Consider the following 23,556-nt stretch of genomic DNA (forward strand, 5'->3'; position numbering starts at 1 on the left):
CTGTGCAAAAAAGGTGCGCACCCCCGTGGGTGCGCACCTTTTTGGCGGTGGTGGACGTTGGCGGGCCGCTACTCCGGCCGCTGGCCCTGGATGTTGCGGGGAGTCTTCTGCTCCGCCTCCGGTTCGTGCTCCTCGATGAATTCGTCAACGGTGTCTGTGCCGTAGGCCTGCGCCTGGCGCTTCGCTGACATGCCGCGCAGGATTTCTATGCCGATCGGCACCACCGAGACCAGCACGATGGCGATGAAGATGATGTCCAGGTTATCCCGGACCCAGGGCACCGTGTCGCCCAGCAGGAACCCGAGCAGGGTCACGCCGCCGCCCCAGAGCACCGCGCCGACGACGTTGTAGATGAAGAACTTGCGCTTGCTCATCTGCGCCACGCCGACGATCACGGGGACAAAGGTCCGGATGATGGGAACGAAACGGGCCAGGATAAGCGCCTTGCCGCCGTGCTTCTCAAAGAACGCGTGCGCGCTCTCGACATTCTCGCGTTTGAACAGTTTGGAGTCGGGCTTGTTGAAGAGCGCAGGGCCCGCTTTGGAACCGATCAGGTAGCCTGTCTGGTTGCCGATGATGGCGGAAACCACGATCAGCAGGGCCAGGAGCCAGATGTTGAACTTGATGGTGCCGGTGGCGACCAGCAGGCCGGCGGTGAACAGCATGGAATCGCCCGGCAGGAAGAAACCGACCAACAAGCCGGTTTCGGCGAAGATGATTCCGCATACCAGCAGCACCACCCAAGGGGCGAGCGCAGGATCGGCCAGGAAGACCTGGGGGTTCAGCCAATCGGGCAGGAAGGACGCCATTCTTGGCTGGACCGGTCCCGCACCGCCCAGCATGGACACAGCGAGCTCATTCATCACAGGGAAGTTCACCTTTCAAGGGTACTTGACGGGCATGGGCTCCCCGGGGCTGGCGGTCCGCGGCGGTAAGGTAGGGGCCGTGGGTTTGGACTTTACGGCGATCGACTTCGAAACGGCCAACGGCTTCCGGGGCTCCCCGTGCTCCGTGGGACTGACGAAGGTGAGAGGCGGCAGGATCGTCGCGGAAGCCTCCTGGCTGATGCGTCCGCCGGCGGGATACGACATCTTCGACCACCACAACGTCAGGATCCACGGCATCACACCGGCTGATGTTGCCGGCTCGCCGCGCTTTGGGGAGCTGTTTCCCGAAATAGGGGCGTTCATCGGCGATGACGTGATCGTCGCGCACAATGCTGCCTTCGACCTTGGCGTGATCCGCTCGGCGCTGGAAGTCTCCGGCCTGCCAGGCCCGGCCTACGACTACGTCTGCACCGTCATGCTGTCCCGGCGCTGCTACTCGCTCGTGTCCAACTCCCTCCCGTTTGCCGCCGAGGAAGCAGGTGTTCCGCTGGTTAACCACCACGACGCCGCGGAAGATGCCCGTGCCTGCGCCGGGATCCTCATCGACATCGCCGCCCGCAACGGTGCCAACAGCATCGCCGAACTCTACCTGTCCCTGGGCCTGGCCATGCCGCGGCAGGAGGCCTTCGACCCCGCTACCGGCGACCTGTCAAAGGCCAGCCTCACGGCGCTGGCAGGGAACTCCGGCAACGGGGCGGCCCTGGTCCGGCCGTTCCAGTCCGGCTGGCCGGAGGAAGGACTGAACCCGGAGCCCAACCTGGACGCCGAGCCCGGGCATCCGCTGTACGCCCAGACCGTGGTGTTCACCGGGCAGCTCTCCATCAATCGTCCGGACGCCAAACTTCGCTCGGCCAGGTGCGGCGCGCGGACCGAGAGCCGGGTCACCGCGCGGACTACCGTCCTGGTGGTGGGGGACGGGTTCGTGGCCTCGGACCTGCGTTCGGGCAGGCTCACGGGCAAGGCCCGGCGTGTCCTGGAGCTCCACGAGCGCGGCCAGGCCATTGAAGTGCTGTCCGAAGGCGAGTTCCTGCAGATGGTGGGCGGTGCAGAAGACGCCCGGGGACTTCCTGTCGGCGCCGGGGCAGCCTGGGCCGGTGCCACAGACGCCGGCGCCTGACCCATCCTGCGGCGGGGCCCGCGGTCATGCGGCGCAACAAAGCTTGGCTGCTCCTGCGGCTGCCTCCTACCCTTGCGGGATGGCCTCCCTGTTCGAATTCCCCAACCCCGTCAATGAGTACGCCGCCCGCACCACGGCAGCGCTCGTGGTGCTGCTCGCCGTCGCCACCGCTGTGGCAAATTCAGGCTGGGGGCTGGCAGCGATCGCCATCGGATTCTGGCTGCGGCTGCTCTTCGGCCCGCGGATTTCACCCCTGGCACTGCTTTCGGTCAAGGTGATCACGCCCCGGCTCGGAAAGGTAAAGCTGGTTGCCGGGCCGCCCAAACGTTTCGCCCAGGGAATCGGTGCGGCAGTGTCCACCGGTGCCCTGCTCCTCTTCGCCGCCGGTGCGGCGCCGGCAGCCTGGACGCTCCTGGGCATCCTGGTGATAGCTGCGTCGCTTGAAGCCTTCGCGGGATTCTGCCTGGGGTGCACCATCTTCGGGTTTTTGCAGCGCCGTGGCGTGATCCCGGAGGACGTCTGCGAGGCCTGCAACAACATCAGCCTTCGCCGGTCGTAACCTTCACCAACTGATCGGCCATTCGGCGGATGACCTCCGCCGCTTCCAGGGCTTCAAGCCAGGTGGCGGGCAGGCAGGCCTCCCCGTAAAGGGCTCCCAGGATGTTTCCCGCGAGCGCCCCCGTGGTGTCGCTGGCGCCGCTGTGGTTCACGGCCACCAGCATGGCGTGCCGGAAATGCTCAACGGGCTGCGTGTCCGCCCCGTCGGCCGGGGCAGTGGCGATGACGGAATACAGCGCGACGGCGAGTGCTTCCTCCGCTGTCCGGCCCCCGCCGAGCTCGCGTTGCAGTTCCTCGGGGCCGACGAGTCCCTTCTCCGCGAGCCGCAGGGCGGCCGCAAGGCGCTCCGGCAGTTCCGGGGCAACGTTCACAACGGTGCCGGCGTGCGCGGTAACACCGGCAGCGGCGTCCCGCAGGGCCTCACCGGACACCAACCGGTGGATCAGGAGGCTGAAGATGCCCGAACCCTGCCGGGCGGCAGGATGCCCGTGCGTCAGGGCGGCGGCGTCGGCACTTAGCTTATAGACGGCGTCGGGCGTGATGTGTGGAACCAGCCCGAACGGAGCCGAACGCATCACCGTGCCGGTGCCCCTGGCGTCGGGGTTCACCGGGCGCATGGCGGTTCCCATCTCACCGGTGGCCAGACCGCTGAGGCAGTCCTTGTCGGGACGCCTGCGCTGCCTGAGCACCCCATTGCCGTCGATCCAGCGCGGCTGGGGTGCCGGCGCGGAGGGTCCTGCATCCTCACCCTGGGCGGCAAGCCAGCGCAGGTAGGCCAGCCAAACGCAGGCGTTCACGTCCGCGCCCACGCCGGAGTTGGCCCACTCCAGCGCCTCCACCAGCCCATCCACCGTGTACAGGGTCAGCTGCGTGTCATCAGAGAAATGCCCGGGGCCCGCCAGGTCCTCGAACCCGGTGAGGCCCCGCGCCCCGAACCGCTCCCGTATCCCGGCAATGGAATCGCATTGCACGGCGTACCCCAGCGCGTCGCCCAGGGCTCCGCCCAGCAGGGAACCGCGGATGCGGGACGGAAGGGTTGGTGCGGGGACATCGTGGTCAAAGCTCATGGGGTAAATTTACCGTCCTGGCCACGTGGTCCTGCGCTCCACGCGGGGCTACCCCCACCCGGACATCTGCTGTCCAGCAAACGCACAGCCGCGGCTGGGATACTGCTCGGGTTGCCCCGCGCCGGCACGGATGCCCGCAGCAGCACCGGAACCACAAAAACAGCCCGAACCCAGACCCCCAACAAGCAAAGGTCCCCACCATGAGCACCCCTGTCCCAGCCCGCGACGCACTGCAGCCCGGCGGCACTGTTTCCGCGCCCACCGGCCTGCTGCCCCGCCTGGCGGCCGAGGCGTTTGGAAGCCTCTTCCTGGCAGTGGCCGGCCTGGGCGTGCCCCTGTTCAGCATTCCGCAGTCCAGCCCGGTCCCCTCAGCCCTGGCGGCAGGCCTCGCCGTCACCGCCGCCATGCTGGCCTTCGGGCATATCTCCGGCGGTCACTTCAACCCGGCCATCACCCTGGGGCACCTTCTGGCCGGCCGGATCCGGGCCGGTGCGGCCGCCGCCTACGCTGCCGCCCAGCTCGTCGGAGCCCTGGTGGGCGCCCTGGCCCTGTTCGGCATCCTGCGCACACTGCCCAGCATCCCGGACAGCCGCACGGCTTTCGACACCGTTGCCGCGGGCTTCGGTGAGCACTCCATCATCCAGGCCCCCCTCGCGGCCGTCGTCCTCCTCGAGCTGCTGGGTGCCGCCATCATCGTGGCTGTTTTCCTGGGAGCCGCCGGCCGTGAAGGGGGTGCCCGCACGGTGGCGCCCGTCGCCGTCGGCCTGTCCTTTGCGGCACTGCTGCAGGTGGGCCAGGCGGTGGGAAACCTGCCGTTCAACCCTGCCCGTGCCGTTGCTTCCGCCGTCTTCAGTTCCGGCTGGGCTGTGGAGCAGTTGTGGGTCTTCCTGGTGGCGCCGCTGGCTGGTGCTGCCATCGCGGGGCTGGTGTTCCGGATCGGCGACGTGACCGGTTCCCCTGCGCCCGTTGTGGACGTGGAGACTGCCGGGGAGGGCACCTACGCTGACGACGACGATGATGATGCCGACGCGGCTGCCGTGACTGAGCCTGTCCCTGCCGGGGCTGCCCGCGAGGAGAAAGCCCGCGGCGTCAGCGAGGTCCAGGAGTTCTTCGACGGAAAAAAGTCCTGAGCGCCTTTTGCCGCGGCGTTTTCTGCACTGTCAGTGGCTGCCGATAACTTAGGATCATGCGGTTACTTCACACCTCGGACTGGCACCTGGGCCGTTCCTTCCACGGCGTTGGGATGCTCGAAGCCCAGCGCTCCTTCGTGGACCAGTTGGTGGCGGCGGTTGAGCGGGAAAGCGTGGACATCGTCCTGATCGCGGGCGACGTCTACGACCGCGCACTTCCCGGCGTGGACGTTGTGCATCTCCTCGATGACGCACTGGTCCGGCTCACCGCCGCAGGCGCGCAGGTGGTCCTCACCAGCGGCAATCACGATTCCGCCATCCGCCTGGGGTTCGCGTCCCGCCTGCTGGAACGCGGGGGAGTGCACCTGCGCACCAGGGTGGAGGACCTCGACCAGCCGCTGCTGATCCCGCTGGGAACGGACGCTGCAGGCGAAGACGCCACCTTGGCGCTGTACGGCATCCCTTGGCTCGAACCCAGGATGGTGGCCGACCAACTGGGCGTGGACACGGCAAGCCACTTCGAGGTCACCCGCGCCGCAACAGGCCTGGTCCGGGCGGACATTGCCCGGCGCGCCGCCTCCGCCACCGTCCACTCGGTGGTCCTGGCGCACACTTTCGCCAGCGGCGGCATCAGTTCGGACAGCGAGCGTGACCTCAGCATCGGCGGAGTGGGAGCTGTTCCCCTGGACCTCTTCGACGGTTTCAGCTACACCGCGCTGGGCCACCTGCACGGCCGGCAAAAGCTGTCCGAATCCGTCAGGTACTCCGGATCGCCACTGGCGTATTCCTTCTCCGAGGCCGCCCACCAAAAGGGTGCCTGGCTGGTGGATGTTGGTCCGGAAGGCGTGGCGTCGGTGGCGGAAGTCCTCTGGGAGGCGCCGCGCCCACTCGCCGTACTCCGCGGACCGCTGGAGGAGCTGCTGGCGGATCCCGCCCATGCATGGGCGGAAACCGCCTATTGCCAGGTCACCCTGACCGATGGCCAGCGTCCCGCACGCGCCATGGAACGGCTGCGCGCCAGGTTCCCGGATACCCTGGTCCTGGCCTTCGATCCGCAGGGCGCCGCTGCCCCTGCCGAGGCAAGCTACAGCAGCAGGCTCGCCGGCGCACCGGATGACCTGGCCGTCTGCTGCGGGTTCCTGGACCACGTGCGGGGACGGGACGCCGATCCCGCCGAAAGGGCTGCGCTCGCGGCCGCGCTGGAAAACGTCAGGCTCTCGGAGGTGTCGCGGTGAGGATCCATAAGCTGCGGATTTCCGCGTTTGGGCCCTTCGCCGGGACCGAGGACATCGACTTTGACCGCCTGAGCGCGCACGGACTGTTCCTGCTGAACGGGCCCACCGGGGCCGGCAAGACCAGCGTCCTGGATGCCATCTGCTTTGCGCTCTACGGGTCTGTACCCGGTGCCCGGCAGGACGGGAAGCGGTTGCGCAGCGACCATGCGGAGCCCGGGCAGGAACCCGCCGTCACGTGTGAGTTCTCCGCGCAGGGCCGCCGCTTCGAGGTGACGCGCTCCCCGGCCTGGGAGAAGCCGAGCGCCCGCGGGAAGAACGGCTTCACGGTCCAGCAGGCCAAGACACTGCTTCGGGAGCGCGTGGGTGGGGACTGGGTGGAGAAGTCCGCCCGCAACGATGAAGCGGGCGCGGAGATCATGGCCCTGCTGGGCATGGACCGTGAACAGTTCACCCGGGTGGTGATGCTGCCGCAGGGTGATTTCGCCGCTTTCCTGCGCTCAAAGGCTGCTGACCGGCTGGACCTGTTGCAGAAGCTTTTCGGCACCCAGAGGTTTGAAGCCCTGGAACAGGAGCTGTCCCGGCAGGCTGCTGCCGCCAGGGAGGACGTGGCGGTCCTGTCAGGGCAACTCGCCCTCCTTGCCTCGCGCGCCGAAACCGAGGCCGCCCCCCTCAACCTTCCCGGCGAGGGAGCGCCGCCAACAGACGATATTCCCCGCCGCCTGGCCTGGCTGCAGGCTGCTGCCGCCCTGCGCCGGAACGAGCTCGCGGGGCAGGCTGCGGCCGCCGAGGAGGTCAACCAGGGCCGCCGCGCAGAGGCGGAAACGGAGGCCGCGCGCCACGAACGGCACCGGAAACTCGCCGCAGCTGCCGCCCGGAAAAAGGCCGTGGAGGACGGGGCCGCAGTGCAGGAGGAGCATTCTTCCCGGCTGGTGAGGCACCGGCAGGCAGAGGTTCTCCAGGGGCAGCTGCTGGCGGTCGACGCTGCTGCCGGGAAGGTCCGCGGCGCCGCCGCGGCCGCCGAATCGGCCGTGACCCTGCTGCGGCTCGCCGCCGGGGACGGCGGCGAGTTGGCCCAGCTCGGCGCCGGAACATTAGGGAGTCCACAGTCGACCTTGGGTTCCCCACGGGATGGCTCGGACAGCTTGCCCGGGGCTGTGGAGGAACTGGGCCGCCTGCGTTCGCTGCTGGCCGTCGTCGAGGCACGACTGCCTGACGAAGAAAGGCTCAAGGAGCTGCGGAAGCGGCACCATGGCTTAACCGGCCGGCTGGGTGGGCTGGAGCTCGCCGCGGAGACACTGGGCCAGCGCGCCAAGCACCTGGTGGCCGAACGGGAACAGCTGTTGGAGGGCCTGGACCAGCTGGAAGCGCGCGCTGTGGAGGTCTCTTTGCGGCGCAAGGAGGCGGCCGCTGCGGCGGAGCTGCTGGACGTGGTCAGCCGGTACGGGGAAGCGGCCCAGCGCAGGGATCTCGCCAAGAGCCGCCATGACGATTCCCGGGAGAAGCTCCTGGAGGCCAAACGCCGCTGGCTGGACCTGCGGGAAGAGCGGCTGGCGAACGCCGCATCCGAACTGGCTGCCGGGCTGGTTGCCGGGGAACCGTGCCCTGTCTGCGGAAGTGGAGACCACCCCGGGCCGGCAGATGCGGGAACCGGAGGGCCGTCCCTGGCCCAGGAGGAGGAACAGGCCCACGGCGTGTACGAGGCCGCGGAGGCTGCCAACGCCCGGGTTGCCGCTGATCTGGCCGAGGCCGGGCAAGCAGTGGCTGTCCTCGCCGGCCAGGGCGGCACCACTCCGATGGACGCTGCACGCTCGGGTGCAGCTGATGCACTCGCTGCGGCAGTGGATGCCGAGCAGGCGGCCGAGCAGCTGCAGGACAGGCGGCAGCGGCTGGAGGTTGTGGATGACAGCCTCAGCCAGGCCCGGGCCACACTGTCCGAAACGGAAGCCGAGATGTCCCAGGCCACCGCGGCCCTTGCCAATCTGGCCGAACAGGTTGCCGCACTGGACACTGCTCTTTCAGGCCTCCGGGGCAACCACCGAAGCCTGGGCACCCGGCTGCGGGAACTTGAGGATGCGGTGGCGGTCCTGGATAAAGCGGTCGAAGCGCAGGTGCGCCTGGATCACGCGCGGCTGCAGGCCGCCGAAGCGCAGGACGCCTTGGAACAGGCACTGCCCGGTGCCGGTTTTGCCACTGCTGACGAGGTCCGCAGCCAGCTCCTTGATGCCGCTGACCTGGCAGCCGTTGAGGCCGCCATCCGTGCCGCCCAGGATGAAGCTGCCCGCGTGGCCGGGCTGTTCGAGTCAGATGACATCATGCTCGCGCAGGAGGAAGCGGCAGCCGGCTTCATCCCGGACGAGGAACGGCTGGCCTCGCTGCGCCTGGACGCTGCGGCTGCCCGGGACCGGGCGCGGGAGGCTGACCTGGCCGCCGGCCTGGCCGCACGCTGCCTGGATTCGTTGAAGGCCATTGCAGCGGATTATGAAGCGCTGGACGGTTCGTCACGCGAGCCGGCGGAGCGGGCCCGGATGCTTGCCGGGTTGGCCGACGCCGCAGCCGGCCGGGGCGAGAACACGTACCGCATGAGCCTGAACAGTTATGTCCTGGCCGCGCGGCTGGAACAGGTGGCCCTGGCCGCATCCGAACGCCTGGTGGCCATGAGCGACGGCCGGTACCTGCTCCAGCACACAGATGCCAAGGCCGCCCGTGGAGCAAAGTCGGGGCTGGGCCTGGAAGTGGTGGACCAGTGGACGGGCTTCCGCCGGGACACCTCCACGCTGTCCGGAGGCGAGTCCTTCATGGCCTCGCTCTCGCTGGCCCTGGGCCTTGCAGACGTGGTCCAGCAGGAATCCGGAGGCGTGGAAATCGAAACCCTGTTCGTTGACGAGGGCTTCGGCAGTCTGGACGACCAATCCCTGGAGCAGGTCATGGATGCCCTTGAAGGGCTTCGCGACGGCGGTAGGGTGGTGGGACTGGTCAGCCACGTCGCCGAGATGAAGCAGCGGATCAGCACCCAGCTGCAGGTAGTCAAGAACCGGAACGGCTCCACGCTGCGGATCTCCGAAAGCCTGGACGCACTTCTCTGACCGTCCCCTGACCGGGGCCGATATACTTGTCGGTGTTACCGGGTTGCGCGCATCGGGAGGAGGGACGATGCGCACGTATTGAACGAGCCCAGAAGTGACACCACACATTACCCCGCCACCCACCGGTACCGTCCCTGTCCAGGCCTCCCCACGCCAGGAAACCCCCGATGCGCCGGAAGCGCCAAAGCGCGGCCGCTTTTCGCGACTTCCGCAACTTGCCGGTGCAGGTTTCCTGCCTTTGGGCCTCTTTGCCCGGCTTCCGCTGGCCATGCTGGCCGTGGGCACCCTCACCCTGGTCACGTCCGCCAGCGGCTCCTTTGCCGCCGGGGGCACGGCTGCGGGCGCTGTGGGCATCGGCTCCGCCCTGGGGGCACCGGTGCTGGGATCCCTTGCCGACCGGAAGGGACAGCGGCCGGTCCTTTTGCTGGCGGCAGTTCTCAATACAGTGGCCGTGCTTGCCCTGGTCTTTGCCGCCGGCAGCGCTGCGGTCCTGGACGGGTTCGCGCCGCCGGTCCTCGCCGCCGCCTTCGCGGCCGGTGCCACCTGCCCCCAAGTGGGGCCCCTGGCCCGGGTCAGGTGGATGGCGCTCACTGCCAATGCGGGAGGTCCAACGGCGCCGCCAAATGCTGCCGCCCGCGACCTTGACACGGCGCTGTCCTACGAGAGCACCGCGGATGAGGTGACTTTTGTCCTTGGGCCGGCGCTGGTGGGAATCCTGGCCAGCTTCGTGTCGCCCTGGCTTCCGTTGGTTTTGGCGGCGGCCATGACCATCACCCTAGTGCCCGTCTTCGCTGTGCATCCCACCCACCGGTCCGTGCCGGCCCGCCGGGGCCCGGCAGGCGGCAAGCACGTGCCTGCGGCGAAGCTACCGGCCGCCGTGGCCCTGCCGGTCCTCGCCATGGCCTGCATGGGCACCTTTTTTGGATCCACCCAGGCTGCGTTGAGCGCCTTCTCCGCCGGGCTTGCCGGACCTGAAATCGCGGGCCTGCCGTATGCCGTCATGGGCCTCAGTTCCGCGGCGGCGGCCCTGTCGGTTGCTTACTGGCCGCGCCGGGCAGGCCTGGGGCTGCGATGGGTGTCCTGTGCCGTCCTGATGGCGGGACTGGCGGTCCTGCTGCTGGTACCGTCGTCGCTGCCCATGATGGCGCTGGTCCTGCTGGTCCTTGGCCTCCCGGTGGGACCGGTCATGGTCACCGTTTTCGCCGTTGGCGGGAAGGTGGCACCGGCCGGCAGGCTTGGCACAGTGATGACTGCCCTGGCCAGCGGCATCGTTGCCGGGACCGCCGTCGGCTCCTCCGTAGGGGGACAGCTGGCCCAACTCCACGGGGCAGCCGGCGCATTCCTTGTCCCGCTGTGCGCAGCGGTGGCCCTGGCGCTGCTCGGCGCGGGAACCGCCGTCGTCCTTCGCCGGCGGACCTGACCCGTTCCGCGCGGTGGCCGCGGAGAATTTCGCGCCGTTACGCCAGCTGGCGCTCGATCCTGGCCGCGCTCTCCGCGATGGCTGCGCCCACGGTTTCCGGATCATGGGCGGACCGGATATAGACCACCGCCAGTGCGGCCGGACGCCCTCCGGGGACGCGGATGGGTGCTGCCAGCGACGAGACGCCGGCGATCACTTCGTCATGGCTGGCCGAGTAGCCCTTCCGCCGTGCCTCCGCTGCTTCCGGACGGTAGGGCGTCCCTGTCGAAAGCCTGTCCCACTCCTCCTCCGAAAGGGCGGACTGGATGGCAATGCCGGGTGCGCCGGCGTTGATGGGGTGGCGGGTGCCGGGGTGCTGCGCGACGGTTGCCCCCGAGTGCCTGGGCTCGACAGTGACGAGGGTGATGCAGTCGTGGTGGTCCCAAACCGCGATGAACGCTGTCATGTCCAGTGAGTTTGCCAGCTGGGTGAGCTCCGGCAAGGCGGCGCTCTGCAGGTTGCGTGAGACTCCCCGTGCCAGGACGGCCAGGCCGGGCCCGGGCTGGACCCGCCCGGCGTCGTCGCGCACCAGCAGCGAATGGTCTTCAAGAGTTCGCAGGATCCGGTACGCCACTGAACGGTGGACGCCCATGGCGTCGGCGAGTTCCGCGATGGTCATGGGACCGGGCGCAGCTGCCATGATCTCAAGGGCGCGAATGCCGCGCGAGAGAGTCTGGGAGGGCGAAGCCTGGACCGCCGGTCCTGCCGGGGCTGCGGCTGCGGTGGGAGTCATGGAGTCCATCCTAGATCCGCGGACCTGTTTGCTGTGTCCTTTATGGAACGTTCAGTTCAAATATCGAACTGAACCGCTGGTTCGCCGTTCACCGCAAAAATCGACCACACCGTGTCCCGTATCACAATTTCCGTAGTACCCTACTAACTAACTGACCGTTCTGTCGGTAATCCTGAAGGCGTACGGGCAGCCCCGCTGCCCGATAAACAATGGAGTTTCAATGACCACACCTTCCAAGGTGGATACACTCGCCGGTCCCAGCACCCGGCGTGAGGAACGCAAGGTCCTCGCCGGAACCCTCGTCGGCACCACCATCGAATGGTACGACTTCTTCATCTTTGCCCAGCTGACCGCAACGCTGCTGTCACCGCTGTTCCTGGCACCGCTGAACGAGTCCAACCCGGGCCTGGCGCAGATCCTTTCCTTTGCCCTCATTGGCATCAGCTTCCTGTTCCGCCCCCTCGGCGCAGTCATCGCCGGGCACCTGGGCGACCGCCTGGGGCGGAAGGCAATGCTGGTCTTCACCCTGGTGATGATGGGCGCGGCCACTGCACTCATCGGCATGCTGCCCACGTACGCGCAGATCGGTGCATGGGCCCCGGTACTGCTGATCCTGCTGCGGGTTATCCAGGGCTTCTCGGCCGGTGGTGAATGGGGCGGCGCTGCCCTGATGGCCGTCGAGCACGCACCGGTAAACCGCCGCGGACTCTTCGGCGCCTACCCGCAGATCGGCGTGCCCGTCGGCATGATCCTTGCCACCGGCCTGCTGTTCTTCCTCAACACCGGCATGTCCAAGGAAGACTTCGCGGCCTGGGGCTGGCGTGTGCCGTTCCTGCTGTCCATCGTCCTGATCGTGGTGGGCTACCTCATCCGCCGCGCCGTTGCCGAAAGCCCGGTGTTCCAGGAGATGGCCCAGCGGAAGAAGGAGAGCAAGGCGCCGCTGGGTGAGCTGGTCAGGAACCACAAGCTTCCGGTCCTGTACTCCACGCTGATCTTCATCGGAAACAATGCGGCAGGCTACCTGCTGATTGCGTTCTTCATCTCCTACGCCACCAAGACCCTGAAGATGCCCACGCCGCAGATCCTCCTGGCCACCACGCTGGCGTCCTTCGGCTGGCTGATCTTCACCCTGGTGGGCGGCTGGCTGTCCGACCGCATTGGCCGAGTCAAGACGTTCCTGATCGGCTACGCCATCGTCTTCGCCTGGATGATCCCGATGTTTGCCCTGATCGATACCAAGGACATCATGCTCTACGGCGTCGCCCTGTTCGTCCTGACGATCGGCCTGGGCCTGTCCTACGGACCCATGTCCGCCATGTACGCAGAGATGTTCCCGGCTGAAGTGCGGTACTCCGGCATCTCCATCGGATACGCCTTCGGCGCCATCCTGGGTGGTGCCTTCGCAGCGACCATCGCCGAATCCCTGCTCCAGTCCACCAAATGGACCGGCTCGATCGGCATTTACATCATGGTCCTTTGCGTGATTTCCGCCGTCGGTGTGGTGCTGGCGAAGGAGACGAAGGGCCGCCCGCTCGGCGTCAGCAGCCACCACTGATCCCACGGTCCCGTCCGCGTCCTGGCCGGGCGCGGACCCACAACACCAGCAGCCCGGACCGCGAGGTCCGGGCTGCTGGTGCGTGCGGGGCAGTTCTGACCCTGGGCCCAAATCGATCCGGGCTGCCCGGGACGTCCGTGAAGCCTAGACCGCCAGGAACGAAATGGCGGCCTGCTTGAATGCCCGGCTGGTGATGGCATTGGTATGGTTCCGGCCGGGCAGGACCAGTTGCTCCGCCATGGACCCGGCGCTGCGGGCCAGTTCGGCAAGCCTGGGCAGGGTGTGGGCCCGCTCGTCCTTGTCGCCGACCACCAGCAGCATCGGAACATGGGGGACTGCTTCGGCGGGGTCGTACGGTTCAGCCTTGATGGCCTCCACCAGTGACAGCAGCGCGAAGATGTTGTTGCTCGGCAGGAGCAGGGCCATTCTGAGCAGCTGGGCAGTGGACTCGTCACTGATGGGCGTTCCGTCTGCCAGGTAGTCCTGGGCGGCCCGGAGGTCGAACGCGGCGAGCGGATCCGAATCGTTGGGTCCGCCAAGCACCAGCCGGTGCACCAGCTCGGGCTGGGTTGCGGCGAATTCCCAGGCGAGCCGGGAGCCCAGCGAATAACCCACCACGTCCAGCCCGCTGGAAGGATCACCGTCATGCAGGGGGCGCGCGCCGGCGTCGAAAACTGCCTGGAGCAGGTCCGCCCTGATTTTGCTGGGGGAGTAGGAATCGCGGTCCTCCGGCGCGCCGCTGCGGCCGTGGCCCGGCAGGTCGACGGTGATGATCCTGCGGCCGGCCTCAAGCAGGGCCGACACCCAGCCGGTGTCCTCCCAGTTGAGCTTGGAGGATGAGGAAAAGCCGTGAAGCAGCAGGACCGGCCGCAGTCCGGCGTCGGAGGCGGGTTCATGGACCGCGACGTACAGCTGCGGGTCGGTCCCTTCAACGGTATGCCCCTGCTGCTGTCCGGTGTGCCTGCCGCTCATCGTGTCAGTTCCCCAATCAGGTACAGCGCCTGGGCGGGCCCGGCGCGTCGGTGCGTCTTCCTTTGAAAGGTACCCGCCACTCTACCTGTTGGCCAACCGGTTACGGCCGGCCAAACGGGCCCCGGCGGCACAGGCCAGCGCGATGCCGGCGATCAGGGCGAAGGTGCTGAAGAGCTGGACGCGGCTGTCCTCGGCGCTGAAGCCGACGGCGAAAATGAGTCCCAGAAGGACCAGGCCCGTGATGGTCAGGCCGGGGAAGCCCTTCATCCGCAGGGGAAGCGGTGTGCCGTCGCGGTCCGCCTGCCGGCGCAGGATCAGCTGGGAGACCAGCGCGCTGCCCCACACCACCAGGCACGTGGATCCCACCAGCTGGAAGAGGGCAGGCAGGATCCGTTCCGGGAACAGGAGCTCCAGGACGGTGGCGATGAAGCCGAACGCCACCGAGACGGCAACGGCGAGCAGCGGCACGCCGGCACTGTTGAGCCGGGTGAGGACCCGGGGCGCCTCCCCCCGTTGCGAGAGCGAATACACCATGCGCGATGCGCCGTAGAGGTTCGCGTTCAGCGCCGAGAGGAGTGCGACGACGGCCACGAGGGTGATGGCGGTCGAGGCGCCGGGGATCCTGGCAGCGTCCAGTACGCCGGCGAAGGGCGAGGCGAGGCCTTTGGACGTGGCCGGCAGGACGGCGGCAATGACGAAAACGGAGCCAATGTAGAACACCAGGATGCGCCACACCACGGTCCGGATGGCTTTGCCGACACTGCGTTGGGGGTCCTCGGTTTCAGCTGCTGCCACCGAGACGATTTCCGTGCCGCCGAATGCGAAAATCACCACGAACAGGGCTGCCGCGACACCACCAAGGCCCTGCGGGGCAAAGTTGCCCGTGAGGTTTGCCGCGCCGGGGGATTCGACGCCGGGCAGCAGGCCCAGGAGCAGGGCGGCGCCGACGGCCAGGAACAGGACGATGACGGCAACTTTGAGGATGGCGAACCAGAACTCGAACTCACCGAAATTGCGGACGCCGGCCAGATTGATGCCGGTAAAGACCACCATGAAAAGCAGTGTCAGCGCCCAGACCGGCACCACGGGCCAGACGGAGAACAGCAGTCCCGCGGCGCCCAGGGCCTCAGCGGCAATGACCACCACCAGCTGCAGCCACCACAGCCATCCGATGGTGGCCCCCGCCGTCCGGCCCAGGGCCCGCTCGGCGTATACCGAGAAAGCGCCGCTGGCCGGGTTGGCAGCGGCCATCTCGCCCAGGGCCCACATCACCAGGATGATCAGTGTTCCGGCTACGAGATACGAGACGAGTACCGCAGGTCCAGCTGCCTGGACACCGGCGCCGGACCCCAGGAACAGCCCTGCGCCGATGGCGCTGCCCAACCCCATCATGGTGAGCTGGCGCGGCTTCATGCTGTGGCCGGCTGCGGCGTTCGTGGGGATGGCGGCGGACGTGGTCCGGCCAGACTTCGTCGTCATGGGGGCAATGCACCTTCTGGGGGCTGGTGGGTGGGGCGGCCCGCTGGGGGCCGGGGTCCTCGTGGGACCTTTTGAATTTACCGCCTCCGGAACGTGCCCGGAAACGACGGCAGGAAGGAAGGGGGTGGAACGCCGGCAAAACCGTTTCCTTTCGCGCCGCCCGTGGCACCAGGCGGAGGCGGCAGAAATATTTCCATTTCGGGTGTGCGGGGTCTTAGAATTAGTTTTGGTCAAGATGACCATAACTAAGCGAAGAGGGCGCCCGGGGGGCGGTCGACGGTGACGGAAGGCGGTGAACCGGGTGTACTACAGTTCGGCGAACGTCTCCGAGCGCCAGGCGGCGCCGCCGTCGCTGGCCATTTCCACGGTGATCTTCGCACTCCGGCCCAGCGAGTCCTCAGGCCGGCCCACGTTGTGGCTTCCCCTGGTACGCCGCATCCGGGAGCCCTTTAAGGGACTGTGGGCCCTGCCCGGCGGACCCCTCCGCCACGACGAGTCGCTCCAAAGCGCCGCGGCCAGGAACCTGCAGGAGACCACCGGCCTCGCGCCCCGCTACCTGGAACAGCTGTATGCCTTCGGCGGCCTGCACCGCTCACCCACCCAGCGGGTGGTGTCGATCGTCTACTGGGCGCTGGTCCAGCCCACGGAAGCTGCGCTCGCCGACGAATCCGAAAACGTGAGGTGGTTCCGGGCCGACCGCCTGGGCGAGCTCGCCTTCGACCACAACGCAATCGTGGACTACGCCCTGGGACGCCTGCGGAACAAGCTGGCCTACGGCTCGGTGGCCTACCACCTGCTGGGCGAGTACTTCACGCTGGCCCAGGTCCGCGAAGTCTACGAAGCCGTCCTGGACCGGCAACTGGACCCGGCCAACTTCCGCCGGCAGCTCAAATCGACTCCGGAAATCGAAGAAACCGGGGAATACCTCCAGGGCGGCAAGCACCGCCCGCCACGCCTCTACCGCTACACCGGCCGGCCCGGCCTTGACCCAGACAACAGGAGCACACCATGAGCAGCGTCAACACGGCAATCCAGCTGATCACGCGCGAACAGGCCGAGAAGGGCGCCGCCGCTAAAGGCGGCACCTGCAGCCCGGCGCTGGCCAAGGGCCCGTGGGACTACGACCTGGCCGAGGCACTCGCCGGTGTTCCCGCCTACGGCCCGGGCGCCTCCAGCGCGGACCCCGCCCCGGCGTCCACCCCGCGCCAGGGCCAGCTGCCCGATGAGTACAAGCTGGCCAGTGACGCCGAACTCGGCGAACGGATCAAGGCGGCCAAGGCAACCCTGGGCGACCGCGCCGTCATCCTCGGGCATTTCTACCAGCGCGACGAGGTCATCCAGTACGCAGACTTCGTCGGGGACTCCTTCCAGCTCGCGAACGCCGCGCTCACCAGGCCGGAAGCGGAAGCCATCATCTTCTGCGGCGTCCACTTCATGGCCGAAACCGCTGACATCCTTTCCACCCCGGAGCAGGCAGTCATCCTGCCGAACCTGGCCGCCGGATGCTCCATGGCCGACATGGCCGACGCGGATTCCGTGGAGGAGTGCTGGGAACAGCTCGAGGAGATCTTCGGCACCGAGCCTGACGCCGGGGGCCGGGTCCCGGTCATTCCCGTCACCTACATGAACTCCTCCGCAGCCCTGAAGGCGTTCTGCGGTGAACACGGCGGCATCGTCTGCACCTCCTCGAATGCCAGGACGGTCCTGGAGTGGGCGTTCCAGCGCGGCCAGCGGGTCCTGTTCTTCCCCGACCAGCACCTGGGACGCAACACGGCCAAGGCCCTGGGCGTGTCCCTGGACCAGATGCCCATGTGGAACCCGCGGAAGGACCTGGGCGGCAATGACCAGCAGGCGCTCCTGGACTCCCGCGTGATCCTCTGGCACGGGTTCTGCTCCGTCCACAAACGCTTCAGCGTGGCGCAGATCGAAAAGGCCCGGGCCGACTTCCCCGGCGTGCAGGTCATCGTGCACCCCGAATGCCCCATGGAGGTGGTGGATGCAGCGGATTCCGCCGGCTCCACCGACTTCATCAAGAAGGCCATCGCCGCCGCCACCGGGCCCACCACGTTCGCCATCGGTACGGAAATCAATATGGTCAACCGGCTTGCCGCCGAGTACCCGCAGCACACCATCTTCTGCCTGGACCCGGTGATCTGCCCCTGCTCCACCATGTACCGCATCCACCCCGGCTACCTCGCCTGGGTCCTGGAGGAACTGGTGGCCGGCCGCGTGGTCAACCGCATCACTGTGGACCACAACGTGCAGGCCAACGCCAGGACGGCGCTCGAGCGCATGCTCGCCGCGAGGCCGTAATGGCGCGCCGGCTGGCCGTCGTCGGAAGCGGCATCGCGGGCCTTTACGCTGCCCTGCTTGCCACCGATGCCGGCGCGGACGTGGTGCTGCTGACCAAAGGCGCGCTGGACCAGAGCAACACCTGGTACGCGCAGGGCGGCATCTCCGCCGTCCTCGCCGAACCTGCCCCGGGAGATACCGTTGACGCGCACATCGCCGACACCCTGCGTGCCGGGGCCGGGCACTGCAACGAGGCCGCGGTCCGGCTGATGTGCACGGAGGCGCGGCGGGACATCGCCGGCCTGCAGCGCTACGGCGTTGCCTTCGATGGGGGGCAGGCCGGGGAGGGAACGGCTGGGGCCACGTACGACGCCGGCGGCCCGGCCCTTGGGCTCGAAGCAGCCCACAGTGCCCCGCGGATCCTGCACGCAGGAGGAGACGCCACGGGTGCCCGCGTCGCCGGCGCGCTGATCCAGGCCGTCCTTTCCCGCAGGGACGCGGGAAAGCTCACCATCCTCACGCACACCCTGGTCACCGCCCTGGTGGCCCGGGACGGGCAGGTGGCCGGAGTCAGGTACCTCCAGGACGGCCGGCCAGCGCAGCTGGACGCGGATGCCGTCCTGCTCGCCACCGGGGGAGCAGGCCAACTGTTTTCCCAGACCACCAACCCCGCCGTTGCCACCGCCGACGGACTCGCGCTCGCCGTCCGCGCCGGAGCGGCAGTGGCAGACCTTGAGTTCTTCCAGTTCCACCCCACCTGCCTGGTCAGCTCCGCCACAGCACATCCGGCCCGGCTGGACGGACCACTGCTGATCTCCGAAGCCGTCCGCGGCGAAGGCGCCGTCCTGCTGGACTCCGGCGGACGCCGCTTCATGCAGGCCTACCATCCCGATGCCGAACTGGCGCCACGGGACGTGGTCTCCCGCAGCATCGCCCTCCACCTGGCCAAGCTGGGTGATCCCACCGGGCACGTCTACCTCGACGCCCGGGGCCTTGAGCGGGCCCGTGGCAAGGGTTTCCTTCACCAGAGGTTTCCCACCCTCACGCGCAAAACCCTCGACGCCGGCATCGACTGGACCCGCGAACTGGTCCCCGTTGCCCCGGCTGCGCACTACTGGATGGGCGGGGTAACCACGGACCTCAACGCCCGCACCAGCGTCCCCGGCCTCTACGCGGCCGGCGAGGTTGCGTGCACCGGTGTCCAAGGGGCTAACCGGCTGGCCAGCAATTCCCTCCTTGAGGGACTCGTCTTCGGCCGCCGCGCTGTTGAAGACTTCCTCTTAGGTACTCCTGCTTGGGGCTCGCCTGACGGCGCGACGGACGGACTGGACATAACCCGCGGGAGTCGGCTGTCCAGCTTCGGTGGAGATGGGGGTCTGGATACTGCCTTCTCCCGGGACGCTCTTCGCCGCCTCATGACCTCGCACGCCGGGGTCCTGCGGTCCGGGGAATTGTTGGCTGAGGCTGCTTCCACTCTTGACCGGTGGGCCGCCGTCGTCCGTCCTGATCTGGAAGGCGCTGCTGACCCTGTTGCCTGCGAGGACCGGAACCTCCTGTTGGCCGCGCAGCTGCTGGTCAGCGCCGCCCTGAACCGGACCGAATCCCTGGGGGCGCATTACCGCAGCGATGAACCCGTCGAAACTGCCCACCTGTCTTCCCACCGCCCGAAAGCGAGCCTGCTCCATGACTGACCCCGCCGTGATCGACCAGGCAAAGCCCCTGCGCCCCGCGTTGGACCTGACCCTGCCGCCCGCCCCCGTCAGGGACATCCTGGAGCGGGCCTTCGCCGAGGACGCCCCTTCCGGCGACATCACCTCGCAGCTGCTCATCCCCGCCGGCGCCCGCGCCACCGCCGTCCTGAACGCCCGCGTGGCGGGCGTCCTGAGCGGAGCCACCGTCTTCCGCGACGCCATGCAGCTGGTGGACCCCGCTACGCAGGTGGATCTGCTGGTGGCGGATGGGGAAACGTTCGACGCCGGCACGCACCTCGCGCGGGTCACCGGCACCGCCCGCTCGGTGCTGCTGGCGGAACGCGTGGCGCTGAACCTGGTCCAGCGGATGTCCGCCATCGCCACGAAGACCGCCGAATTCGTGCGGCTCGCCGAAGGTACCCGGGCCCGCATCACGGATACGCGCAAGACCATCCCCGGCCTGCGCATCCTGGAACGGTTCGCAGTCCGATGCGGCGGCGGTGCAAACCACCGGTACAGCCTCTCCGATGCCGTGCTGGCCAAGGACAACCACCTCGCCGTGATGACAGGCGGGGACCCGGCCAAGCTCACGGCCCTCCTTCTGGCCGCCAAGGCGCAGCTGGGACACACCACCCACTTCGAAGTCGAAGTGGACCGCATGGACCAGATCGAACCCGTGCTGGCAGCCGGCGTGGACACCATCATGCTGGACAACTTCAGCATCGACGAACTCAAGGCCGGGGTGGCCCTCGTCGCCGGCCGGGCCCGGGTGGAGGCAAGCGGGAACGTGAACTCCGGAACGGTCGCGGCCATTGCGGCCACCGGTGTGGACGTCATCTCCGTGGGCGCACTCACCCACTCCGTGGCCGCGCTGGATCTGGGCCTTGACGTCGAACTGGCCGCCCGGTGACCCTGCCATGATCTTCCTTGACGCCGCCGCCACCACCCCGGTCCGCCGTGAAGTGCTGGACGCCATGTGGCCCTACCTCACCGGTGGCTTCGGCAACCCCTCCAGCCACCACACCCTCGGTGAAGCGGCGGCTGCGGCCCTGGCACAGGCGCGGAGGACGGTAGCAGACGTCCTTGGCTGCCGGCCCGGAGAAGTGGTGTTCACCTCCGGCGGAACCGAAGCGGACAACCTCGCCGTCAAAGGCGTAGCCTTGGCCCGGCAGGCCGCAAACCCGCTGCTGGACCGGGTGGTGATCAGCGCCGTCGAACACCCGGCAGTGGAGGAATCCGCCCGGTACCTGGAACGCTTCCACGGCTTCTCCGTTGACGTGGTGCCCGTGGATTCAACCGGGCGGGTGACGCCCGAAGCACTCGCCGGGGCGCTTCGCCCGGAAACGGCGCTGGTGAGCATCATGTACGCCAACAACGAGGTAGGCACCATCCAGCCCATCGCCGCTCTGGCCGACGCGGCCCGCGCCCACGGCATCCCGTTCCACACCGACGCCGTCCAGGCCGCCGGCTGGCTGCCGCTCGACACCCGCCCGCTGGGCGTGGATGCGATGAGCATCTCGGGGCACAAGCTGGGGGCGCCCAAGGGCTGCGGCCTGCTGTTTGTCCGGAGCCGTACGCGCCTGGAACCGGTCATCCATGGCGGCGGCCAGGAGCGGGGCCGCCGGTCCGGGACCGAAAACGTTGCCGGCGCGGTGGGACTGGCCACCGCCCTCACGCTTGCCCGGGACCGCCAGGCAGGGGAGCAGGCGAGGGTTGCCGCGCTGCGGGACCGGTTCATTGCTGCCGTGCTGGCAGGAGTGCCGGACGCCGTCCTCACCGGGCACCCGTCCGAACGGCTGCCGTCAGTGGCCTCGTTTTGCTTCCCCGGAACCAGCGGCGAATCGGTGCTTCTGGAGCTCGAACGCCGCGGCGTGGTCTGCTCCAGCGGCTCGGCGTGCGCCGCCGGCTCAGACGCGCCGTCGGCCGTGCTCACAGCCATGGGTGTTCCGGCCGAGGTGGCCCAGACGGCGGTCCGCTTCAGCTTCGACGCTGCCGTCACGCGGGAGGACCTCGACGCCGCCGCAGCTGCCGTCCAGGCGGCTGTCGCCGGCATCAGGAACCTGGGCGCCGGCCAGGGCCGGTAGCCCTCCCTCCGTCCGGAGTCCCCAGGTCCGGTGCCCTAGCGGTGCCGTGCCCTGCGGAAGATCCAGTGCCGCAGCATGCTGAAGCGCACCGCGGTGGCCAGGAAACCGGAGAGCGTGGTGGCGACCAGTTCGTCACCCACGCTGGCGTCCGGGTTGAACCAGTGCAGCACTCCGAGGCTGCTGCCGGTAATCACCAAGGCCACGGCAATCACCACGACGCCGTTGAGGTGGTCGCGGAAACGGCGCTGTTCGCCGGTGATCTTGAACGTCAGCCGGCGGTTCAGTGCGGTGTTCAGCAGCGACGTCAGGACCAGTGCCACGGCGTTGGCCAGCTGGGCGCCGAGCCACGGGCGCAGCAGCGCGTAAAGCCCCAGGGACGCCGCGGTGCAGATGACCCCGACGCCGGAAAAACGCAGCAACTGCCGGATGACCGGAAAGCGCAGCACACCACGGTAGTGCTTGGTGGCGGGAAATCGCCGGGACGCTGTTTCCGTGACGGCGGGAGCGGACAGGCCTTCCCTCACGCGGTATTACCGGTAACGGCCGGCATTAATACAGCTCGCCCACGGGGATGTCCACTGCAAGCCGGTTGGATGGCCCGGGCAGCGGACAGGCCCATGCCTCGTTATAGGCGCAGGAGGGGTTGTAGGCGAAATTGAAGTCCAGGACGAACATGGCATCCGGCCCGGACCCCTGGACCCCTTGGAATGCGCCCTTGATCGTGTCCAGCAGGTAGCGCCCAGCCCCGTAGCTGCCCCCCGGCTGGCCCGCCGTGGCATCGCGGAACGGAACGAAGATTCCGCCCCCGTAGCCGTGGATTTTCCACACCCCCAGCTGGCCCATCTCGGGAAGGTCGAAGGTGCCAAGCCGCACGAGGTTCACCACCCCGTCCGTCCCGGTGTCCACGCTCAGCTCCCGGCCCGCGCCTTCCTTGGTGAGCGGGACGTGGAACCGGTAGATGGGGTCATAGTCCGCGGTCTTCAGGCCGGAAAAGCGGGCCTTGTCCGCTGCGGTCAGCGCCGAAGCCGGATGAGTGGCGAACATCAGGTCCCGCTGGTGGCGCCAGTAAGAGTGGGCCTCGGACGGGTTATCCGCGGAGATCCGGCGGACGTTGTCGTAAAGCGCAAAGGTCCGCAGCCGCCAATCGACGATGTCCAGGGCCGAAATGTCCGCGGGGTTCTCTTCGGCTGCGCCGTGCTGCTCTTGCGACATAACCTCCAGCCTAGTCCCAGCCCGGAGTGGCAGATGCCCGACGGCGACACGCCCGGGCCCGCACCGCGGCCGGCGGGAGGTGGACGGACTGGCCGGGGGGACGGCGTCAGGTGCCGGAAACACCGCCACGGCAGGCGGGAGAGAGAGGAAAGGCGCCGTTAGGCTGGCCTCATGACAGGTGCGCCACTGAAGTCTGTTCTTTCCGGTATCTCCCTCGCGGCTGCAGCGGTCCTGCTGGCAGCGTGTTCCGGGCCGCAGGCAGCCGGCCCAGGATGGACGGCTCAGCCGGACCCTTCTGCGGTGCCGGCATCCGGAACAGCCACGTCCGGAACAGCCCCGCCGGCCGGGGCCACGTCACCGTCTCCGACCGCCTCCGGCGAGCCGCAGCCGGTGCCCACTGCAACGTCTTGGAAGACCTTCTCCGACCCCGCAGGAACCGTCAGCTTCGACCTCCCGGTGGACTGGATCGCCCAGTCCGTGGCCACGGAGGAAGGCATCCTTCCCGGCGGACTGAAGGTTGACGTGAAGAAGCCCGACGGGACCTTCATGGCTTCGCTCCGGACGGGACTGCCGTCGTCGTCCGTTGACTGCCCGGACGCCGCACAGCACCCGTACACCGTGATCAGCAGCGTGCCCTTCGACCTCGCCGCGCAGGACGGGGAGGGAACCATCCCGCCCCGCATGGTCTTCCGGGTGATCCAGGGTTACCGCTATTTCGGTTCCTACGGCATCACCAACCTGGTGGGTGGCACCGACGGGAAGGCGTGCGAGCTGCGCAACGTGGTGCGTGGGCCGGCCGGGAAGGGCGACTACTCGTTTGGGGACCTCGTGGCCCTTAAAGCCTTTGCTCCGGATGAAAAGGTGGCCCCGGCAAAGGCGTTCGACACCCTGGGCCAGGCGGCCCAGTACGTCAACGGGAGCCCTGACTTCGCCAATGTGCAGCGGATGCTAATGTCGCTGAAGGTCAAAAACTAGTCGCGCTGCCCGCGGCCCACCAGGTGA

The 23,556-nt window shown here is 68.2% G+C and carries 20 protein-coding genes; 13 read left to right on the forward strand and 7 right to left on the reverse strand.

Annotated elements, in window-relative coordinates:
• Positions 1 to 68: 68 nt before the first annotated feature.
• On the reverse strand, positions 69 to 863 hold the full coding sequence (locus tag J2T23_RS04735) for a DedA family protein (protein ID WP_307357633.1): 795 nt from the start codon (positions 861 to 863) through the stop codon (positions 69 to 71).
• A gap of 82 nt (positions 864 to 945) precedes the next feature.
• Here J2T23_RS04735 and J2T23_RS04740 point away from each other — a divergent pair, with 82 nt between their 5' ends.
• Both J2T23_RS04740 and J2T23_RS04745 read left to right on the forward strand, forming a co-directional pair.
• On the forward strand, positions 946 to 2,004 hold the full coding sequence (locus tag J2T23_RS04740) for a 3'-5' exonuclease (protein WP_307357635.1): 1,059 nt from the start codon (positions 946 to 948) through the stop codon (positions 2,002 to 2,004).
• 79 nt (positions 2,005 to 2,083) lie between these two features.
• Entirely contained in the window at positions 2,084 to 2,563 is a 480-nt protein-coding gene (locus tag J2T23_RS04745) for a DUF4395 domain-containing protein (RefSeq protein WP_141160084.1), read from the forward strand.
• On the opposite strand, the gene J2T23_RS04750 is transcribed toward J2T23_RS04745, so the two are convergent.
• Positions 2,544 to 3,629, reverse strand: coding sequence for an ADP-ribosylglycohydrolase family protein (locus J2T23_RS04750; protein ID WP_307357637.1), 1,086 nt, complete (start codon positions 3,627 to 3,629; stop codon positions 2,544 to 2,546). The two genes, J2T23_RS04745 and J2T23_RS04750, sit on opposite strands and share 20 nt — an antisense overlap.
• Before the next feature lie 200 nt (positions 3,630 to 3,829).
• Between J2T23_RS04750 and J2T23_RS04755 the strand changes: the two genes are divergently transcribed.
• The 4 genes from J2T23_RS04755 (at position 3,830) to J2T23_RS04770 (ending at position 10,497) form a co-directional block, all read left to right on the forward strand.
• Complete coding sequence (locus tag J2T23_RS04755; RefSeq protein WP_307357639.1) at positions 3,830 to 4,759, forward strand: MIP/aquaporin family protein; 930 nt, start codon at positions 3,830 to 3,832, stop codon at positions 4,757 to 4,759.
• Positions 4,760 to 4,815: 56 nt separating this feature from the next.
• Complete coding sequence (locus tag J2T23_RS04760) at positions 4,816 to 5,994, forward strand: exonuclease SbcCD subunit D (protein ID WP_307357640.1); 1,179 nt, start codon at positions 4,816 to 4,818, stop codon at positions 5,992 to 5,994.
• Entirely contained in the window at positions 5,991 to 9,077 is a 3,087-nt protein-coding gene (locus tag J2T23_RS04765; RefSeq protein ID WP_307357642.1) for an AAA family ATPase, read from the forward strand. Before J2T23_RS04760 ends, J2T23_RS04765 begins: the two co-directional genes overlap by 4 nt.
• A gap of 94 nt (positions 9,078 to 9,171) precedes the next feature.
• Positions 9,172 to 10,497, forward strand: coding sequence for an MFS transporter (locus tag J2T23_RS04770; protein ID WP_370871391.1), 1,326 nt, complete (start codon positions 9,172 to 9,174; stop codon positions 10,495 to 10,497).
• A 37-nt stretch (positions 10,498 to 10,534) separates the two neighbouring features.
• On the opposite strand, the gene J2T23_RS04775 is transcribed toward J2T23_RS04770, so the two are convergent.
• The gene (locus tag J2T23_RS04775; RefSeq protein ID WP_141181805.1) at positions 10,535 to 11,269 is read right to left on the reverse strand and encodes an IclR family transcriptional regulator; all 735 of its coding nucleotides are present in this window, start codon (positions 11,267 to 11,269) and stop codon (positions 10,535 to 10,537) included.
• Between the two features lie 220 nt (positions 11,270 to 11,489).
• On the opposite strand from J2T23_RS04775, the gene J2T23_RS04780 reads away from it, so the two are divergent.
• Positions 11,490 to 12,824 (forward strand): MFS transporter, encoded by a 1,335-nt coding sequence (locus tag J2T23_RS04780; protein ID WP_141160090.1) that lies wholly within the window; start codon positions 11,490 to 11,492, stop codon positions 12,822 to 12,824.
• A 144-nt stretch (positions 12,825 to 12,968) separates the two neighbouring features.
• Here J2T23_RS04780 and J2T23_RS04785 read toward each other — a convergent pair whose 3' ends face one another.
• Complete coding sequence (locus J2T23_RS04785) at positions 12,969 to 13,796, reverse strand: alpha/beta fold hydrolase (RefSeq protein WP_307357645.1); 828 nt, start codon at positions 13,794 to 13,796, stop codon at positions 12,969 to 12,971.
• An 81-nt stretch (positions 13,797 to 13,877) separates the two neighbouring features.
• The gene (locus J2T23_RS04790; RefSeq protein ID WP_141181804.1) at positions 13,878 to 15,275 is read right to left on the reverse strand and encodes an amino acid permease; all 1,398 of its coding nucleotides are present in this window, start codon (positions 15,273 to 15,275) and stop codon (positions 13,878 to 13,880) included.
• 301 nt (positions 15,276 to 15,576) lie between these two features.
• Between J2T23_RS04790 and J2T23_RS04795 the strand changes: the two genes are divergently transcribed.
• From J2T23_RS04795 to J2T23_RS04815, 5 genes are read left to right on the forward strand one after another with little or no spacing between them, the layout of a single operon-like run.
• Entirely contained in the window at positions 15,577 to 16,287 is a 711-nt protein-coding gene (locus J2T23_RS04795; RefSeq protein ID WP_370871392.1) for an NUDIX hydrolase, read from the forward strand.
• A complete protein-coding gene (gene nadA, locus J2T23_RS04800; RefSeq protein ID WP_141160094.1) occupies positions 16,284 to 17,588 on the forward strand; it encodes a quinolinate synthase NadA in 1,305 nt (434 codons plus the stop codon). The genes J2T23_RS04795 and nadA overlap by 4 nt, the downstream gene beginning before the upstream one ends.
• A complete protein-coding gene (nadB, locus tag J2T23_RS04805; protein WP_141181802.1) occupies positions 17,588 to 19,258 on the forward strand; it encodes an L-aspartate oxidase in 1,671 nt (556 codons plus the stop codon). Before nadA ends, nadB begins: the two co-directional genes overlap by 1 nt.
• The gene (nadC, locus tag J2T23_RS04810; protein WP_307357649.1) at positions 19,251 to 20,168 is read left to right on the forward strand and encodes a carboxylating nicotinate-nucleotide diphosphorylase; all 918 of its coding nucleotides are present in this window, start codon (positions 19,251 to 19,253) and stop codon (positions 20,166 to 20,168) included. The genes nadB and nadC overlap by 8 nt, the downstream gene beginning before the upstream one ends.
• 7 nt (positions 20,169 to 20,175) lie before the next feature.
• Complete coding sequence (locus J2T23_RS04815) at positions 20,176 to 21,342, forward strand: cysteine desulfurase family protein (protein WP_141183383.1); 1,167 nt, start codon at positions 20,176 to 20,178, stop codon at positions 21,340 to 21,342.
• Between the two features lie 35 nt (positions 21,343 to 21,377).
• Here the strand turns inward: J2T23_RS04815 and J2T23_RS04820 are convergent, their stop codons facing one another.
• Together J2T23_RS04820 and J2T23_RS04825 are read right to left on the reverse strand one after the other, a co-directional pair.
• A complete protein-coding gene (locus tag J2T23_RS04820; protein ID WP_307357651.1) occupies positions 21,378 to 21,866 on the reverse strand; it encodes a GtrA family protein in 489 nt (162 codons plus the stop codon).
• Between the two features lie 25 nt (positions 21,867 to 21,891).
• A complete protein-coding gene (locus tag J2T23_RS04825) occupies positions 21,892 to 22,554 on the reverse strand; it encodes a DUF1684 domain-containing protein (protein ID WP_141160098.1) in 663 nt (220 codons plus the stop codon).
• Between the two features lie 171 nt (positions 22,555 to 22,725).
• On the opposite strand from J2T23_RS04825, the gene J2T23_RS04830 reads away from it, so the two are divergent.
• Entirely contained in the window at positions 22,726 to 23,529 is an 804-nt protein-coding gene (locus J2T23_RS04830; RefSeq protein WP_307357653.1) for a hypothetical protein, read from the forward strand.
• Positions 23,530 to 23,556: the final 27 nt, after the last annotated feature.

It is taken from the genome of Pseudarthrobacter niigatensis (genome assembly GCF_030812615.1).
Taxonomy (GTDB): domain Bacteria; phylum Actinomycetota; class Actinomycetes; order Actinomycetales; family Micrococcaceae; genus Arthrobacter; species Arthrobacter niigatensis.

Coding starts and splice junctions, on each gene's coding strand:
- nadB (WP_141181802.1), top strand. CDS start 17,588: ATGGCGCGCCGGCTGGCCGTCGTCGGAAGCGGCATCGCGGGCCTTTAC.
- J2T23_RS04735 (WP_307357633.1), bottom strand. CDS start 863: ATGAATGAGCTCGCTGTGTCCATGCTGGGCGGTGCGGGACCGGTCCAG.
- J2T23_RS04790 (WP_141181804.1), bottom strand. CDS start 15,275: ATGACGACGAAGTCTGGCCGGACCACGTCCGCCGCCATCCCCACGAAC.
- J2T23_RS04825 (WP_141160098.1), bottom strand. CDS start 22,554: ATGTCGCAAGAGCAGCACGGCGCAGCCGAAGAGAACCCCGCGGACATT.
- J2T23_RS04745 (WP_141160084.1), top strand. CDS start 2,084: ATGGCCTCCCTGTTCGAATTCCCCAACCCCGTCAATGAGTACGCCGCC.
- J2T23_RS04830 (WP_307357653.1), top strand. CDS start 22,726: ATGACAGGTGCGCCACTGAAGTCTGTTCTTTCCGGTATCTCCCTCGCG.
- J2T23_RS04815 (WP_141183383.1), top strand. CDS start 20,176: ATGATCTTCCTTGACGCCGCCGCCACCACCCCGGTCCGCCGTGAAGTG.
- J2T23_RS04775 (WP_141181805.1), bottom strand. CDS start 11,269: ATGACTCCCACCGCAGCCGCAGCCCCGGCAGGACCGGCGGTCCAGGCT.
- nadA (WP_141160094.1), top strand. CDS start 16,284: ATGAGCAGCGTCAACACGGCAATCCAGCTGATCACGCGCGAACAGGCC.
- J2T23_RS04755 (WP_307357639.1), top strand. CDS start 3,830: ATGAGCACCCCTGTCCCAGCCCGCGACGCACTGCAGCCCGGCGGCACT.
- J2T23_RS04750 (WP_307357637.1), bottom strand. CDS start 3,629: ATGAGCTTTGACCACGATGTCCCCGCACCAACCCTTCCGTCCCGCATC.
- J2T23_RS04780 (WP_141160090.1), top strand. CDS start 11,490: ATGACCACACCTTCCAAGGTGGATACACTCGCCGGTCCCAGCACCCGG.
- J2T23_RS04785 (WP_307357645.1), bottom strand. CDS start 13,796: ATGAGCGGCAGGCACACCGGACAGCAGCAGGGGCATACCGTTGAAGGG.
- J2T23_RS04760 (WP_307357640.1), top strand. CDS start 4,816: ATGCGGTTACTTCACACCTCGGACTGGCACCTGGGCCGTTCCTTCCAC.
- nadC (WP_307357649.1), top strand. CDS start 19,251: ATGACTGACCCCGCCGTGATCGACCAGGCAAAGCCCCTGCGCCCCGCG.